A 13,467-nucleotide genomic window follows, 5' to 3' on the forward strand; every position below is an offset into this window, starting at 1 on the left:
TGATGAGATATTTCCTTATCCATTTACCATCATGAAGACCAGATGAAATGGATAAAGAATATACTGATAAATAAATTACACAGTGTCAATGACTATGTGTAATTTATGCAGAGAAATTGCTAACCTGACTTTTATATTTAATACAACCAATTAATAAATAAAATTTTTTAGTTAAAATTTTAAACTGCAGATAATGTTTTATTTATTCTCATAAAGCGTTGAAGTCCAGATATTTCGAAGTACACGAATAACAACCTCAGGTTCTACAGGAGATGAACGTCCGAATGCTTCGGAAAGATAACGCTCTTCGAGCCATATCAGCGCTTTTGCTGTTTCGTCGATATCTAAATTTTTTTTAATATTTCCTGCCTGTTGTTCTGCTCTTATGTGTTGAGCAGCCGCCTTGATAAAATCTTGAATGATTGCTCGATAGACGCTATCAACGCGTTCATCTCCACTTGCTGCTTCGACAAAGGCCCTTAATAAACGACCATGTTGTATATAGACATTTATAGAATCGACTAAGGCACGCTCTAGATCGTCTTGGAGATTATTTCCTGCCAACCACCGTTCCGTGATATTAAATAATTCTCGGGCAATATTCTCAACAAGACGAAGCGTAAGATCGTGTTTATCACGGAAATGGACATAAAAAGCTGGGCGTTTTAAACCTGTACGGCGCATAACCTCATCAATATTGAGGTCACGAAAATGATGTTCATTTAAAAACTGTTCAGCAGCCTCTAATATTTCTCGCTCAGATTCTTTTGGATCATGTTTAGGTCTACGGCGAGAAGTTGTCATATGGTCCCATTTCCTATTGGCATGGCGTCATTGTAGGTATTAATAAATCTTTCGACAAGTCTTTGTACCATTGTGCGTTCCCTCTATCCGCTTAAAATCAGAAAAAACAACTCATTAAAAAATAAAATATAAATTATAAAATTCAGTACCTTAACTCGACCAAATTTCCCCTTCCTCTTTATTCCCTCTTAACTCGAAAGACAATATCGCAATAATTACACACAGTCATTGACAGTGTGTAATTATTGGCTTAATAATATTCACATGCCTAGACTTCACTCGATTTAAATCGAAGTGAATGTGGACTAGATCAAGGACTTTGTTCATCAGGGAAAATGAAGATTATAAAAATCATCATCTTAGGAAATCTAACTGATGCTCAATTTATTAAAATTGTGTGAAGAGGAAAAAGATATGAGTACATCAGACCAAATTGCTATTACTGATGTTTTAATTATCGGCGCAGGGATCTCAGGTATTAGCGCAGCATACCATCTAAAAAAATATAGACCGAATACCACATTCACTTTGCTCGAAGGCCGCGACGAAATTGGAGGCACATGGAGTCTGTTCCGTTACCCAGGCATTCGTTCAGATTCAGATATGCAGTCTTTTGCATTTGGCTTTAAACCGTGGACCAATAAAAGGGTTTTTGGCAGTGCTCAAATGATCTGTAATTATTTAAAAGAAACGATCACTGAGAATGACATCGAATCTCATATTCGCTTTGGCCATTATATGACTAGTGCCGAATTCTCATCTTCTGAAGGCCTATGGACAGTAAAAGTGAAGCGTAAAGATCAGAAAGCTTTAACCACTTTCCGCTCTCGCTTCTTACTGATGAGTACAGGTTATTATGACTATGATAATGGCTATACACCTGAGTTTAAGGGAGCGGAGGAATTTCAAGGACTCATTATTCACCCTCAACACTGGCCAGAAAACCTTGATTATTCTGGCAAAAAGGTGGTGGTGATTGGTAGTGGTGCGACAGCCGTGACCTTAATTCCTGCGATGGCTGACAAGGTCGGGCATATTACCATGCTCCAGAGATCACCAAGCTATGTCATGGCAGCGCCAAGTACAGATGCAATCGCGAATACTCTCAATGGTATTCTCTCGCCACAACGTGCTTTCGATCTGATCCGTCGTAAAAATATTGCCTTGACGCGGGGCGTTTACAATTTAAGTCGTCGCTTTCCAAAGCTGATGCGTCGCTTTTTAATCTCGGATGTCCAGCGAAATCTACCAAAAGACTTTGATGTCGCCACTCATTTTTCACCGAAATACAATCCGTGGGATGAACGTTTATGTGTTGTCCCCGATGGCGATATGTTCGAAGCGATTTCTGCGGGTAAAGCATCTGTAGTCACCGATCATATTGAGCGTTTTAGTAAAGAAGGCATTTTACTTAAATCAGGAAAAACGCTGGAAGCCGATATTATTGTGACTGCTACAGGCCTTAATGCGGTCGCATTTAGCAAGACACAATTGATTGTGGACGGAAAAAAAATCGCTTATCCAGAGACCACGATTTTCAAATCAATGATGTTATCCGACATTCCCAATTTTGCTTTCGCATTCGGCTACACCAATCTGGCATGGACCTTAAAAGTTGATCTGGTCTGGAAACACTTCTGTAGATTACTGGATTACATGGATGAAAATAAGTACGCCACATTCACACCCGTCATCAGTGATAAAAGCATGAAACGCATTCCATTTGTAGACCTGAACTCAGGCTACATTCAACGAAGCATCGCACAATTTCCAATGGCAGGTACACAAGGCCCATGGATTGTAAAACAAGATTATAAATTCGATGTTGAGCGACTTCGTAAGGGTCCTGTTTTCGATAAAGAACTAAGTTTTAACCAGATTAAGCCGAAGAAAAAGCCAAGCGTTGTTACCACAGAAACAATGCCAGAACAGATCAAAATTCAGGCTTAACATGCGACTCACATTTTCATCTCTTATTAAAAAAAACAGATAAGAGACAGAAATTAATCAAGGAAAATATGATGGAAAATATTAAATTTACAAGTAAAGGAATTACCTGTTCCGCATGGTACATCCCGGCAAAATCGGATGAATACAAGTCTTCTCAAGGACGGCCTTGTATTATTTTGGGTAACGGTTTCGGTGGTACCATAGATACGGGATTACTCGATTTTGCCGAACCCTTCAGTCAGGCAGGTTTTGATACTTTCTCATTTGATTATCGTGGATTTGGAGAGTCTGCTGGACTACCAAGACAGCATGTATCTTATATTCAACAACGTGAAGATTATCATGCTGCGATCGAAGCTGCACGGAATTTACCCCATGTGGATGGAAGTCGTATTGCACTGTGGGGTACGTCTTATTCAGGTGGTCATGTTGTAGTCGTTGCTGCACAAGATCCCAAAATATCGGCTGTCGTCTCCATGAATCCGGCAACTGATGGTTTAGCCGCGCTAAAACAAGTCTTCCAATACGGTGGAATAAAGCAGATATCGACTGCAATCGGTCATGGTATAAAAGATTTAATGCATGCCATCACTCAACGCCCTCCCCATCTCATTCCAATTGTTGGACAACCCGGTACGGCTGCAATGATTAGTACACCCGGTGCCGAAGAAAGCTATACCTCTATGGCAGGTCCGACTTGGCGGAATGAAGTCTGTGCTCGTGCAGCTTTGGAAGTTTCATACAATCGGCCTGTAGCTTTTGCAAAAAATGTGAAATGCCCGACCTTGATTCAGGTTGGTGCCAATGACCAGATTGCACCACCGAACCCAGCCCGAAAAACCGCACGTCTGATTCAAGGCCCTGCTGAATTGCTGGAATATCCAATTGATCATTTTGATTTCTATACTGAATCATGGGGTGAAACCGTGCTGATTGATCAGATCAATTTCTTGAAAAAGACACTTGCTCCACCCTCCCTAGAGAAATGAAAGTTTATAAATTTTCATTGTAGAAAAACCTTTAATTCAAATACATACATAAGTGCATAGCATTCTGCGACAGCCTCAAAAATTTAATCAGCTATCGCGATGAAGACTAAAAACTGAAGCGTTATGTATGAACACCAATCACCTCACAAAGCAGTTCATTTAAATGCTTTGAAATTATATCAATCAGGATGGATAAGGAAATCTTATGTCACTCGTCAAATTAAGCAAAGATACACAAATCGATGAAATCGTTTCGATTATTAAAAGAGATGGTGGTGTCATCATTGAAAATTTTTTAAATGATGAAATAACCCAAGATATTTATCAAACATTATCACAGCAATTAGAGTTGATCCCAGACGGAGAAGATGAATATTTTGCAGGTACGAAGACCCGCCGAATGAGCCGTTTATTTGCACGCTTGCCACAAATGCCCTTGGTGGCAATGAATCCAGTGTTTTTAGATACCGCAAAATCGATTCTTCAAACACCACTACAGGCATGGAGTGGTGAAAATAGAATTGACCTCTATCCAGACATTCAGGTGGGTGTGACTCAAGCGATTCAGATCTGGCCAGGTCAAAAAGCACAACCCTTACATCGTGACGATACAGTATGGATGTGGCAACATCCGGGTTATGGTCGTGAAGCCAGAGTCCAGATTATGTTTGCTGTGACTGATTTTACAGAAGAAAATGGTGCGACTCGCGTCATTCCTGCCAGCCATTTGTGGGATGACCAAAGAGTACCTAAAGAAGATGAAACGATTGCGGCTGAAATGAAAGCTGGAGATGCTTTAATCTGGATTGGTTCGACCTATCATGGTGGAGGCGCCAATGTCAGTCATGCACCTCGTATCGGACTCACGATGTCTTATGATCTTGGCTTTCTCAGACAGGAAGAAAACCATTATTTATCTCTCTCCACCGAAACAATTAAAAGCTTCCCAGATGAGCTAAGAGGATTACTCGGCTGGAATATGAGCACTACTTTTGTTGGATTTGTCGAACATGAAGGCAAGATGATGAGTCCAATCGATATGTTAAATGTTCAGGAGTTTAAAACCACTGGGATTATCTGAGCCTTAGTATCTGGAAATTGGAAAGTAAGAAAACGTCGATCAAGTCAACGTTTTCTTACGTTTTTTATCACCAATCACCGTCTTAATATTTAAAAATTTCTGGATGCTTTGAATATTTTCATCACATCCTTATCAGTTCATTTAGACCATCAAATCAATCACTGGTCTGCAAGAGTTTATATGCAACTGTGCTCTGCATATTTTAACTTACCTTCAATGCAATCCTATATACACCCTTCCTCACGTCAACGTGAGTCAGTGGTTTCGGTAATAGGGCTAAAATACTCAATCGAAGCTAATTAATTCTCTCATCTCCACACTGTTTCCACACTTTAATAATCGTCATTACACAAACATTCAAAATAATACCAGCATCAAAACTTCCCAATCTGGACAGAATGCCGAAGGGCCAATTTATGAAAAGAATTACATTTCCTCTATATCAGCCGCTGTGTATTCTGACTGTATTTAGCGTTCTATTAACAAGTGGTTGTCAGGTAGTTAGCCTAAAAAAACAGACACTGCATACCACCATTACCAATGAACGTAACAGTATTCTCACTCAAAATAAATTAAGTGGCGCCAGCCTGAATCTGCTCTATATGTCAGATATGGACATGAAACTGTGCATGAAAAATCCAGATGCATGTATTGTCGATCTGGAAAAAATTCCTCAGGTACAGACAGAACAATTATTATCCGCCGCTAGTGAGTTATATCTCTCTAAAGCCCTGACTCTTGCAGACTCACATGATTGCAAAATCAATAAAAACCCTAAAACTAGCGCTAAATCTGTCCCACAGGTGAATGAATGTTTAGACCAACAACTGCAAGCTTTAGATAAAAGTATCCGGTACAGCTATGCTTATCTGTTTAAGACCTCTCGTCAGCCTCAAGACCGTATTTTTGATAATCGTCAGGTGCAAATTCGGGACTTCTATAATCAGGCACTTAACCAGTTAGTAAATGTGTACAGTGCGAAGAATTCATCAGCGACGATTCCAGACAGCATTAAAATTGGTGAAAGTACCTATAGGATTGATATTAATTCCTATCCTAAACTGCAAGGTAAAAAGCTTGAGAAATTTACCTCAAGCTACAACATGAACTTCTCTGGATTAAGAACCATTAACCGTCGTGATGGTTTCGGTGCAGATTTCGTCGCGGTTTTGCACACTAAAGAAAATGATCCCAAAAATGGAAATCCATATATTCTTGATCCACTGAACTATGCTTACCCAAATGGCGTTAATCCCAATATCCATGAAGCCCATTATCTTGCGTCGACGCTGATTGCCCAGCCAGTCGATGAGCAAGCCACACTCAGCGAGATACTCAATCGGCCTGATTTCAAAATAAAAATCTATGATCCTTACACTGTAGAAAAGATCAAAATTGAAGATAAAGAATATTCCCTTGCTGCGAACTTCTCTGCACCCTATGGTTTATGGTTAGCGGAGAATAACTTAGGCTCTGCTGCCTACCTAACCTTGATTGACCGTAATCAACGTTTGACCATGCCCCATCTATATATGCTTGAGCCTTATAATCCGAATAAAAAAGTGATTGTATTGATCCATGGACTCGCTAGTAGCCCAGAGGCGTGGATCGCGGTGACCAATGAAATTATGGGCGATAAGTCACTACGTGAGCATTATCAAGTCTGGCAGGTATTTTACTCAACCAATATGCCTATTCTGGAAAGCCGCTTTCAGATTTCTGCTTTACTGAAACAAACATTTGCCTCTCTCAATCCCCAAGACCCTGCATCTCAAAATGCTGTTTTGATTGGTCATAGCATGGGAGGAATTATTAGCCGCCTTTTAGTCAGTCATGCGGATATTTCAAAAGAAGCCTTACCGATGATGAGTAACCACGTGCAAGCACGGATGAGAAAACATCCCGTCATAGGCGAACGTTTAAAGATGGAACCAATTCCAAACTTTGATCGCGTCATTTTCCTCGCTGCGCCTCATCGTGGAACTAGCTATGCCGACCGCTGGTTTACCGTCACTGCACGAAAGATTATTGGACTGCCTTCAGCATTTTTAAAAACGTTAACCGATACAGTGACAAGCTATGATGATGATCTTAAAGATTTTGTCAGAACCATCAATAATAGGCTGCAAAATGGCCCTAGCGATCTGAGTAATAAATCTGAATTTATGGAACTCACATCGGATATACAGCCTAAAGAAGGTCTAGTTTTTCATTCCATCATGGGTAATATCACCAAAAGTAATGATACGGATAAGATTACGGATGGCATTGTTCCTTATAAAAGTGCCCATTTAGAAGGTGCGATTTCAGAGAAAATCATTAAAGGCGGGCATTCTATTCAAATAAAACCTGAAACGGTATTGGAACTTCGCCGTATCTTGAGCCAACATTTAACCGAGCATGGTTTAGACAAAGTGAAAAACTAAACATCCAAAGCTAAAGTGACAACACTTTAGCATTTTTTCTTTTTATTGCTCGCTTTCCTGTATTCTTTTACGAATTTCTTCTCGCCATTTCAGTGCATTTTCTTGTTGTTTATTGAGTAACACACCGAGCATATAAGCGGTCACTGCCGCACCAATCAAAGCAATGCCACTTTCATAAATGATATCGATAACGAACTCAAGCACACCTTCGGATAAGAATACTAACATGCCAGAAAATTTCAGAAACTTGGCGATTGCTACAACCAAAATCCCCAATAAAGCCCCCGTCCATAAAAAGATTTTATGGATATTGATCGGCGCTGTGACTTGGTCAATTTGATCAGGATATTTTCGATAGTACTCGATTTCATCCTCTGTCACGTTGGAAGAGGATTTGAATAATAATTTAATAAATAATGTATCTTGATCGAGTTTTGAATTTTTCTTCATAGATACCGTGCATTATTAGTTTTCTTGTCTTTAATCTTACTAATTGTTGTGGAAGAAGTAACCCTCTTTCACAAGAACGGGCCTCCTTATATTAGTTGAATAAATCTCTCTTTGATCCTTTCAATCAAACACAAAAACTCTCAATTTAAGCTAACCCATTCCTAATAAGATGAATGATGATTTACTCTCTAAACAGCATCTATACATGAATAAGTTAAAACAAGCGTCCGTAACACTGGTTTAATTCAGTGCCATATTTCCTAAGCGACCTTTTTCAATTGATTCTGCTAAAAATCAGATTAAACGATTCAACAGCATTAACACAGTTTGTTCCATTTGCTTTTGTTTCTGTGTGTCGGTAATGCCTTGCACACTGAATCCCCAATATGCTTCAAATAAACAAGCCAGTACATAGGCAGTCGAACTAATCGCGTCTTGGGTTGCGTTTGGATACTCCTGTGCCAACTGATTTTCAAAATCAGGCAGCCAGTGCTGTGTCCAAAGATCATGCAAAATCTGCTTGATCAAAGGATTTCTGGCACTTTGCGCAACCAGTTCTAACCAAACAATCAAATCATCCTGACTCCGATAAACTTCGGGCGTGAATAACATGACGATTCTTTCGCTCAATGGTTTTCCACTAAACCGGTGAATAATTGCAGTCCCCATTTCTCCAATGTAGTGCTCAATAAAAGCATTGATTAGATCTGCACGTGAAGAAAAATAATGATGTACCAGCGTGCGTTGCATGCCTGATGCTTCAGCTACTTTGGCAAAAGTAATTCCTTCTAGTCCTTCCCTCGCAACGACTGAAACAGCAGCTTGAAGAATTTCATATGACCGTTCATGCGCTTTACTCGGTCTTCCTATCTTGTTTTCCGTCATCGTCATAAATAAAAAAAATGTTTACTAATTAATCATACCATATTATTTTACTGACATGACAGTCAATTAATTAAAGGAAGTCATATCATGAAAATACTGGGACTTGCTGTCGGTAGCGAAATGGACGCTACAACAGCACAAATCTTAACTGATAGTGAAATGCTGCATGCCGCTATTCTGGAAATTATCAATATCTGTGGGCTAGTTGCCTGTATTGTGTTGGCGCTTTCGGGCTGGATTTACGGCGCAAAATTTCTCAAGAAGAACAACTATCTGCTTGGGCTAGAATGGTGGATTGTGGCTTTTTCTGCGACAAACTTTGTCTTGTATATGCTGACGGGTGGACATGTTCATTATTCAATTACAATGTTTCTGGATTCATTCTCACGCAGCTTTGGTATGCCCGTCATTACCGTACTGGGCTTAATGGCACTGACCCATAATTATAAACCCACAGTGTTGAAGGAAGTGCTACTGTTCGCCGCTGCATTCGCTGGCACTTTTGTTATATTTCTGGCCGATTTCTTTGACGGGATACGCCCGTATTTTTACGTCGTCATGTGGGTGATTCTTGCGATCTATCTCTGCTACTTCATTCTTTGCTTGGCACGTGCTGGGGAAAATCTGCATGCCGTGGCGACAACATTTACTTTAATCGTCAGCCTCGCCGTCGCAATCGTCTATGACTTCTTCCCGATCCCTGGCGATGATACGCATATGATTTTTATGACTTGGGCATTCATTACCTGGGCTTATGCGGTCATCCAGTTGTATTACGCCTATGACGCATTGGCACGCTCTCAGACACTTTCAAGAGCATCATTGGTTCCAGCTCACTAATCCATACATCACTACATCATTATTTTTAAAATCAAACACCGTACAGGAATACGGTGAAGATAAAAAGGATAGCAAATGAATCATATCAATGAAGAAATGACGAACTATAACCCTAAATCTTTACCCTTTCGTCTTCTGGGTGGCTGGATAGAGCAACCAGATGATCTTCAACCCGAACTGGAAGGTTCCGACAGTGCTGATGTCATTGTGGTGGGGGCTGGCTTTGCCGGGCTCTCCACTGCCCTTGAGCTGACTGCTCGTGGTGCAAAAGTGATTGTGCTTGAACAGGAGTTTGGTGGCTTCGGTGCCAGTGGGCGTAATGCTGGTTATCTGCTCGGAAGTATGGGAATTGAGTTTGAAATGTTCGCAAAACGCGTCGGCGTTGAGCATGCACGAAAATTTGTGAATTTTTATGACGAGGCCGTGTGCTACGTCGAAAAGCGTCTAGCCGAGTTGGAAATTCAATGTGATTACAACCCTTCTGGCATCATACGTGCTGCGATTGATCCTTCTCAGGAAAAATGGCTACGTCGCAGTATGGAGGTTGGACGTGAACTGGGTTCAATCACTCGCTTTGTAGATCAAGCCGAGATGCGGGCTCGCGGTATTCCGCCAGCGTTTCTATTTGGTAGTGAGCAACGTGGCGGCACGCTCAATCCTGGTAAATATGTCAGCGGTTTACGTCGTGCGGCTATTCAGGCAGGCGTTAAGCTCTATGAAAAAACGCCCTTGCTGTCTTATAGTGAAGGCGCGGAAATAACCTGTAAGACTCCACAGGGTCGTGCAACTGCCCCAATGGTAGTATTAGCGACAAATGCGTTCACACCACAATTGGGATTACTACATGATAAGGTTGCGCCGATACGCGTATCAGCAATTGAAACTCAACAATTGTCTCCAAAGCAATTGGCATCTTTGGGTTGGCAGAACAGAGAAGGAATTATTACACCGCATCTCATGATGGAGAGCCATCGTCTCACAGCACACAATACGATGGTGTTGACGGTGAAGAAGTTAAATTATGTTTATGGTTCAAAGACTCCGAATCTGCCAGATCAAAATGCCTATGCTGTACTGGCACAGACATTGCGTGAACGTCACCCTACATTACAAGGTCTTGGTATCAAACACTGCTGGAGTGGTTACGTTAGCGTGGCATATGATTTTCTGCCTGTAGTAGGTACTACAGGAACACATCAAAATATCATTTATGTTGCTGGCTGTACTGGGCATGGGCTTGCTACTCAATCCTTTATGGGGCAGTTGCTTGCCGAGAAAATCAAAGGCGTTGAGAATCCTATTTTAACTGCCCTGTATCATAAAACGCCTTCGACACTTCCTGAACCATTGCAGTGGTGTACTTTTAAAACCGCTTTCTCAGCGGCTGCTTTTTATGATCGTCTAACTGACCGTAAAGCACGCTCTATGAGTAAAGATTCGGAGATATAAAAAATTCAAATAAACAAGCCGTTGAAAAATCAAGGGCTTATTTAGAAGTTTATAAAAATGGTGACAGTTTTTCATTTATTATTTCTGCGGAGTACGAACCAGCTTAGAAACATCATATCCGTAATCGCGTGCAGTTTGCACATACGATTGATACGTTGCTGCATCCAGATTCGGATCTCTTGATAAAATCCAAAGGTACTTATGAGATGGGCCTCCTACCAGTGCGACACTATAGTTAGAATCAACCCTTAGAACTCAATAATATCCTTTGGTGAACGGAACCCATCGTAATCCAGAAGGAAAGAAGCTAACTTTTAGCATACTATTCCCATTATTTTGGGAATGGCGCTAGTTGAATTATATCAATAAGATTATGTTTTATTTGAGTTTTATTTTAACACAACTTTAATTTACCCAATTTTTTCCCATTGTCCTTTTATAGATTTTTAAAGGGGAGAAAAATTTAGCTCAAATTTAATCTGACAGCACATTAAAAAATGTGTAACTGTCAGGTCAGATTTGAGTTATTACATGCTAGCAAGTTCGATAAAGTACTAACAATTTCCTTTTTTCGCCTGCCCAGGTGGACAAAAACGTCCATTTCCGTGACCATCATAATAGCGGCCATCATTCAGTCGACCTTCTGGATCAACGACGATGCTCCCTTCACGTGTATGTACAGCACAAGCAGTAAGACTTAAGCTGCCAAACAAAGCCATAACTAATAAAAAATATTTCATAACCCACTCCTGTCTAATAAAAATATAGATTTATTTTGCATTTTCTTCTATCTATATTTTGTTGTTAATTGCCATTTAAAATCTAGTTATCTCTTTACAGGTTACGCTGATTAACACGTTTTGATAACTCCTCAGCAGACTCTTTTCGCTCAGAATAACGATCAGTGAGGTATTGGCTCTGTCCACGTGTTAGTAACGTGAATTTATACAACTCTTCCATCACATCAACGATACGGTCGTAATACGACGATGGTTTCATTCGTCCATCTTCTTCAAACTCTAAAAAAGCTTTAGGAATGGAAGATTGATTTGGAATGGTGATCATCCGCATCCAACGCCCTAAAATACGCATTTGATTCACGCTATTGAAAGATTGCGAACCACCACTAACCTGCATCAATGCCAACGTTTTTCCTTGGGTTGCTCGAATCGCACCGCCAGCCAATGGAATCCAATCAATTTGAGATTTAAAAATAGAGCTCATCGAGCCATGACGTTCAGGCGAACACCACACCATGCCCTCTGACCATGCCAAAAGCTCATGTAGCTCTTTGGCTTTTGGATGCTCCATGTCCGCATCTTCTGGTAAGGGTAAGCCTTTAGGATGAAAAATTTTAACCTCAGCACCAAACTGTTCCAAAATACGCCCTGCTTCCATCACTGCCAATCGGCTGTATGAACGCTCACGGTTAGAACCATACAACAGCAAAATACGTGGTGAATGATTTAGCTCTTTAGCTTGTACTTTCATTAAAGTAGGTTGATCGAGAAGATTCATATCTACATTTGGGAGAGCCATAAAAATTAAACCTCTTCTTTAAAAAACTTTTTTCTAAGCCACAAACACACACTGACTAAAGCAATCAACACCGGCACTTCAACCAATGGTCCGATTACCGTAGTAAAAGCGACTGGTGAAGCTAAACCAAAGGTTGCAATCGCTACAGCCAAAGCCAACTCAAAGTTATTACCAGCAGCAGTAAACGAAATTGCTGTTGTTTTAGGATAGTCATTCCCCATCCATTTGCTCATAAAGAAGCTAATGAAGAACATCACGATAAAGTAAATCATCAATGGAATAGCAATACGCAAGACATCCATCGGTAAGCTCACCACATCATGACCTTTTAGACTAAACATCGCCACAATCGTGAATAACAAAGCCAACATACTTAATGGACTTATCTTAGGTAAGAAGACATTTTGATACCAATCATGACCTTTAGCTTTCACTAGAGTGAATCGCGTAATAAAGCCAAGGAAAAATGGAATCCCTAAGTACACCAATACCGCATGGGTAATCGTCAAGAAATCGACATTGATCACTTGCCCTGCAACACCAAAATAAGGTGGTAGGAAGGTCAAGAACAACCACGCATACGTACTAAAAAATAAAATTTGGAAGATACTATTAAAAGCGACCAATGCAGCTACATATTGGTTATCACCGCAGGCTAAACCATTCCACACCAAGACCATTGCAATACAGCGGGCTAACCCAATCAGGATTAGGCCTGTCATATACTCTGGATAGCTATGCAAAAAAATAATGGCTAATGCAAACATTAGTACCGGTGCTATAACCCAGTTCTGTACCAAAGACAAAGTTAAGGTTTTTTTGTCTTTAAACACTTGTGGTAGGGCTGCATAATCCACTTTAGCTAACGGTGGATACATCATCAGAATCAAACCAATCGCAATTGGAATATTGACGGAATCCACACTCATTTTATCCAAAGCAACGGAAGCTTGCGGAAGGAACACACCTATCGAAATCCCCAATGCCATGGCAATAAAAATCCATAGCGTGAGGTTGCGATCTAGAAAGGATAATCTTGGTTGAGCCATGATAT

The 13,467-nt window shown here is 40.5% G+C and carries 12 protein-coding genes and 1 pseudogene; 6 read left to right on the top strand and 7 right to left on the bottom strand.

Annotation, left to right across the window (positions count from 1 at the left end; genetic code table 11):
* Window positions 1-198: 198 nt before the first annotated feature.
* Window positions 199-804: a TetR/AcrR family transcriptional regulator gene (locus tag ACNQO6_RS02705; RefSeq protein WP_004773542.1), complete on the bottom strand. Its 606-nt coding sequence runs from the start codon at window positions 802-804 to the stop codon at window positions 199-201.
* A 414-nt stretch (window positions 805-1,218) separates the two neighbouring features.
* Here ACNQO6_RS02705 and ACNQO6_RS02710 point away from each other — a divergent pair, with 414 nt between their 5' ends.
* The 4 genes from ACNQO6_RS02710 to ACNQO6_RS02725 all read left to right on the top strand — a co-directional run bounded on the left by ACNQO6_RS02710 (window position 1,219) and on the right by ACNQO6_RS02725 (window position 7,250).
* Entirely contained in the window at window positions 1,219-2,754 is a 1,536-nt protein-coding gene (locus ACNQO6_RS02710; RefSeq protein ID WP_440208023.1) for a flavin-containing monooxygenase, read from the top strand.
* A 68-nt stretch (window positions 2,755-2,822) separates the two neighbouring features.
* Entirely contained in the window at window positions 2,823-3,743 is a 921-nt protein-coding gene (locus tag ACNQO6_RS02715) for an alpha/beta hydrolase (RefSeq protein WP_440208024.1), read from the top strand.
* Between the two features lie 205 nt (window positions 3,744-3,948).
* Window positions 3,949-4,824, top strand: coding sequence for a phytanoyl-CoA dioxygenase family protein (locus ACNQO6_RS02720; RefSeq protein ID WP_440208025.1), 876 nt, complete (start codon window positions 3,949-3,951; stop codon window positions 4,822-4,824).
* A 416-nt stretch (window positions 4,825-5,240) separates the two neighbouring features.
* Window positions 5,241-7,250 (top strand): esterase/lipase family protein, encoded by a 2,010-nt coding sequence (locus ACNQO6_RS02725; protein ID WP_440208026.1) that lies wholly within the window; start codon window positions 5,241-5,243, stop codon window positions 7,248-7,250.
* 42 nt (window positions 7,251-7,292) lie between these two features.
* On the opposite strand, the gene ACNQO6_RS02730 is transcribed toward ACNQO6_RS02725, so the two are convergent.
* Window positions 7,293-7,700: a hypothetical protein gene (locus ACNQO6_RS02730; RefSeq protein WP_309346937.1), complete on the bottom strand. Its 408-nt coding sequence runs from the start codon at window positions 7,698-7,700 to the stop codon at window positions 7,293-7,295.
* Between the two features lie 294 nt (window positions 7,701-7,994).
* Window positions 7,995-8,591 (bottom strand): TetR/AcrR family transcriptional regulator, encoded by a 597-nt coding sequence (locus ACNQO6_RS02735; protein ID WP_309346931.1) that lies wholly within the window; start codon window positions 8,589-8,591, stop codon window positions 7,995-7,997.
* 81 nt (window positions 8,592-8,672) lie between these two features.
* Here ACNQO6_RS02735 and ACNQO6_RS02740 point away from each other — a divergent pair, with 81 nt between their 5' ends.
* Window positions 8,673-9,425 carry a hypothetical protein gene (locus ACNQO6_RS02740; RefSeq protein ID WP_309346929.1) on the top strand — a complete coding sequence of 251 codons (753 nt, stop codon included), beginning with the start codon at window positions 8,673-8,675 and terminating at the stop codon, window positions 9,423-9,425.
* Between the two features lie 75 nt (window positions 9,426-9,500).
* Window positions 9,501-10,874: an NAD(P)/FAD-dependent oxidoreductase gene (locus ACNQO6_RS02745; protein ID WP_309346927.1), complete on the top strand. Its 1,374-nt coding sequence runs from the start codon at window positions 9,501-9,503 to the stop codon at window positions 10,872-10,874.
* A gap of 78 nt (window positions 10,875-10,952) precedes the next feature.
* Here the strand turns inward: ACNQO6_RS02745 and ACNQO6_RS02750 are convergent.
* The 4 genes and pseudogenes from ACNQO6_RS02750 to arsB form a co-directional block, all read right to left on the bottom strand.
* Window positions 10,953-11,219 (bottom strand): annotated as a pseudogene (locus tag ACNQO6_RS02750) (lipocalin family protein); the annotation flags it as partial.
* Window positions 11,220-11,428: 209 nt separating this feature from the next.
* Window positions 11,429-11,614 (bottom strand): hypothetical protein, encoded by a 186-nt coding sequence (locus ACNQO6_RS02755; RefSeq protein ID WP_005287578.1) that lies wholly within the window; start codon window positions 11,612-11,614, stop codon window positions 11,429-11,431.
* Between the two features lie 94 nt (window positions 11,615-11,708).
* Window positions 11,709-12,413, bottom strand: a complete 705-nt coding sequence (gene arsH / locus ACNQO6_RS02760; RefSeq protein ID WP_309346917.1) for an arsenical resistance protein ArsH — start codon at window positions 12,411-12,413, stop codon at window positions 11,709-11,711.
* Between the two features lie 5 nt (window positions 12,414-12,418).
* On the bottom strand, window positions 12,419-13,462 hold the full coding sequence (gene arsB / locus ACNQO6_RS02765) for an ACR3 family arsenite efflux transporter (protein WP_309346911.1): 1,044 nt from the start codon (window positions 13,460-13,462) through the stop codon (window positions 12,419-12,421).
* Window positions 13,463-13,467 lie beyond the last annotated feature (5 nt).

Origin of the sequence: Acinetobacter calcoaceticus (genome assembly GCF_051947995.1) — a bacterium.
In the GTDB taxonomy this organism is placed as follows: Bacteria; Pseudomonadota; Gammaproteobacteria; order Pseudomonadales; family Moraxellaceae; genus Acinetobacter.